Raw genomic sequence first — 3,679 nt, 5'->3', positions numbered from 1 at the left:
GAGGCAGCCGCCCCTTTTGCCGTGATGGGCCCGTCCTTTTCCCGCCCGGCCTCTTTGAGCCACTGCCTTGCCGCCATCAGCACCGGGTCCCACACGGGCGCAAACGGCGGGGCGTAACTGAGATCGAGTTCCGCCACCTCGTCCGCGGGCATCCCGGCGGTGATGGCCACGGCCAGGACATCGGTTCGTTTGGCCACGGCGCCCGCCGGCCCGAAGAGCTGCGCTCCCAAGAGCCTGCCGGTCTTGCGGTCACCCACGAGCCACACGTGAACCGGCCCCGCGCCCGGGTAGTAGTGAGCCCGGCTCCCGTGGCGCACGTAAGCCATCACCGGGTCGAACCCCGCCTCTTTGGCCTCCTGCTCGGTGACGCCCGTGCGCCCCACCTCGACGTCGAACGCCCGCAGTCCGGCCGTCCCGACGATCCCCCGGAAGACGGTATCCCCACCCGCGGCGTTCTCCCCGGCGACGCGGCCCATCTTGTTGGAGGTCGTGCCGAGCGGGGTCCAGGTCGGGCGCCGGAGCACGCGGTGCCAGGTCTCCACCCCGTCGCCGGCGGCGTAGATGCCGGGCACGTTGGTCCTGAGGTGGTCATCCACGGCCACTGCACCCGTCGGCCCCAGCCGGATACCCGCTCCGTTGGCCAGTTCCACCTGCGGGCGGATGCCTGTCCCGAGCAGCACCACGTCGGCGGGAAGTACGCGGCCCGATGCGGTCTTTACCGCGGCCACGGGCCCATCCTCTCCTGGCCCTTCGATGGAGACAACGCGCTCGCCCGTGCGGATCTCCACGCCGTTTCGCACAAGCTCGCTTTCCACCAGCGCCGCCAGCGCCGGGTGGTACCCGGGCAACACCTGTGGCATCATCTCGACGAGCGCCACCTCGAACCCCAGGTGCCTGAAGCTTTCGGCGGCCTCCAGGCCGATGGGGCCGGCTCCCACGAGAACGGCGCGGGGCGGCCGGCCCCCTGCGGCGCCCGGCGCGGTAAGCTTTTCGACGCGGCGGCGCAGCGCCATGCCGTCTTCCAGCACCCGCAGCACGAAGACGCCGGGCCGGTTGACCCCGGGCACGCGGGGACGTACGGCGTAGGCACCGGTGGCAAGGACCAAGGCGTCGTACCCGAACTCGAGCTCCGCCCCGTCCGCAAGCCGGCGCACCGTGACCCGCCCATCCCGGGGGAAGATACCGGTTACCTGGTGCCCGACGAACACGTCAATATCGCGCTTCTCCTTGAAGAACCGGGGCGGGTAGACCACCAGGTCTTCGGCGTTGCCCACCAGCCCCCCGATGTAGTAAGGCAGGCCGCACGAGCCGAACGAGACGTATCCCGTGCGCTCAAAAACCAGGATCTCCAGGTGCGGATCGAGCCGGCGGGCGCGGGAGGCGGCGCTCATGCCGGCCGCTACCCCGCCCACCACGATCAGCCGCCGCCTCCAAGCCATCCCTCTTCCTCTTTCCAGCTTTCCGGCCCCGGCGCCACCTTCAGTGGCCGTGCCCGTCGTGATCGTGGTGGTGATGGTGCTCCCCGTCTTCGCCCTGCGCGGCCGCACCCCAAGGGTCCTCGGGCGACTCCCCCATGCCGACCGCCGCCAGCACGTACTGCAGCATCACGGCCTCGGGAACGGCGCCCTCGACCTCCTCCTTGTCGTTGATGACCGTCTTGGGGACCCCGTAGACCCCGTACCGGTCGGCCAGTTCGGGGAACTCCAGCGCCTCCACCATGTCGGCCCGGATGAACGGGCTCTCCATGGCGAACTGATGCGCGAGCCGCACGGCCTTCGGGCAGTACGGGCACGTCGGCGTGACGAAGACCTGGATGTGAACCGGCTCGGAGACCTGGCTCAGCCTCTCCCGGGTCGCGTCAGAAAGCCGCGTCTTCTCGTTGGAGATGTCCACCAGGTCCTCGACGAGGCTGCCGAACTCGTACCCCGCCGGGATACCGAAATACCTGGCGCGGGTATCGGTGCCGTCCTCTCGCAGCAGCACCAGCGCCGGCACCTTGTCCACGTCGTAAAGCTGCGCCTTTTCCGGCGACTCGCCGATATCCACGACCTCGTACTCGACACGGTCGCTCAGGCCTGCCAGTTCCTGGATGAGCTCCACCGTCTGGCCGCAGTACTGGCAGGCGCCCTTACCGTCCTTGCCGTCGGTAAAAACGAGCACCTTTGCCTTCTTCGGTACCTTGGCGAACAGGGTCTGAAGGTACGACCGGTCCTTAGCCGAAAGCAGTGCCAAGCCGCATTCCTCCTTTTGTGCCCCTACCGGGCGTCTCTCCCTCGCGGACGCCTGGCGGTGCCACAGCCGAGGAGTCCTACCATACCCGGTATGGTATGCGCTCACAGGCAGCATAATCCCGCCAGGAGGGTCTGTCAATACGCCAGGGCAAATGCCTGGGAAATCATGGCCTCACGGCGCGGGCGCGGTGTCGGCCCGGCCGCTCAGCGCCGCGCGGACGGTCCAAGGCCGCAGCCACGCCCACGCCAGCAGGGCGGCAAGCCCGCCGACCGCCGCCGCAGCCGGCACGCCGAAGCGGTCCGCCAGGTCCCCCACCACCAGGCTGCCGATGGGCGTGACGCCCACCAGCACCAGGGTGAAGGTGCTCATGACCCGGCCCCGCATCTCCTCGGCGCTGCTGAGCTGCACCAGGGCGTTGGTGCTGACCGAGAGGCTGACCATCCCCCAGCCCGCGACACCCAGCAGCACGACGGCCAGCGCGTAGGACCGGTTCACGGCCAGCCCCAGCAGGGCGAGCCCCAGTGCCACCACTCCCAGCGACCGGCGCCACGGGGGAGGCTCTGCTCCCCGGGTGCTGGCCACCCCGGCGGCCGCCACCAGCGCGCCGGCACCCAGGCTGGACATGAGAAGCCCGTAGCCGGAGGCGCCCTGGCCAAGCGCCCGTTGCGCGTAGACGGGCACGAGGACCTGGAAGTTCATGGAGAAGAGGCTCACGATCCCGAGGAGCAGGAGCGACTGCCTGATGGGCCAAGAATCCCAGACGTACCGCACGCCCTCGACCACCGGCCGCCCGATGCGCCTGGGATCGCGGGGGAGCCTGCTGGCCCGGGGCGCCGGAGCCTGTTCGCTGTCACGCGGCACCCGCATGGTGGCGAGCACCCCGATGACCGGCACGAACGACAGAGCATTGAGCAGAAACGCCGGGCCGGACCCGATGGAGGCCACCACGGCGCCGGCCACCCCCGGCCCCACGATCCGCGCCACGTTGAAGATGGTGGAGTGCAGCCCGATCGCGCTGGCCAGGGCATGGCGGGGAACCATGTCGCCGAGGAACGTGTTGCGCCCCGGCATGTCCAGCGTGTTGAAGATGCCGTAGATGCCGGCGATGGCGACCACGTGCCAGTAGCGCACGCGGCCGCTCACGGTCAACAGCCCGAGCACCGTTGCGCTGGCGGCCAGCGCCGACTGGGTCACGATCAGCAGCCGGCGCCGGTTGACGTGATCGGCCACAGCTCCGGCGAACAGTGACAGCATAAGCACCGGAAGCGACTGCACCGCCGAGACGGTGCCCAGCAGTACCGCCGAGCCGGTGAGCTGCAGGACCAGCCACGCCTGCGCGGCCCCCTGCATCCAGGTGCCGACCAGGGAGACGCCCTGAGCCGCCAGATAGCGCCTGAAGGCGGGGCACTCCAGGGCCCCTACCCTCAGGCGCGCAAGTCGCCCCCCC

At 69.9% G+C, this 3,679-nt stretch carries 3 protein-coding genes; all 3 read right to left on the bottom strand.

Annotated elements, in window-relative coordinates; genetic code table 11:
- A partial coding sequence (locus tag AB1609_18075; protein MEW6048354.1) for an FAD-dependent oxidoreductase occupies positions 1-1,439 on the bottom strand: 1,439 nt, incomplete at its 3' end.
- A gap of 40 nt (positions 1,440-1,479) precedes the next feature.
- Positions 1,480-2,232 (bottom strand): thioredoxin family protein, encoded by a 753-nt coding sequence (locus AB1609_18070; GenBank protein MEW6048353.1) that lies wholly within the window; start codon positions 2,230-2,232, stop codon positions 1,480-1,482.
- A gap of 171 nt (positions 2,233-2,403) precedes the next feature.
- On the bottom strand, positions 2,404-3,679 hold a 1,276-nt coding region (locus AB1609_18065), incomplete at its 5' end, for an MFS transporter (GenBank protein ID MEW6048352.1).

It is taken from the genome of Bacillota bacterium (assembly GCA_040754675.1).
GTDB lineage: Bacteria > Bacillota > Limnochordia > Limnochordales > Geochordaceae > Geochorda.
This window is presented reverse-complemented; position numbering and strand designations above follow the sequence as displayed.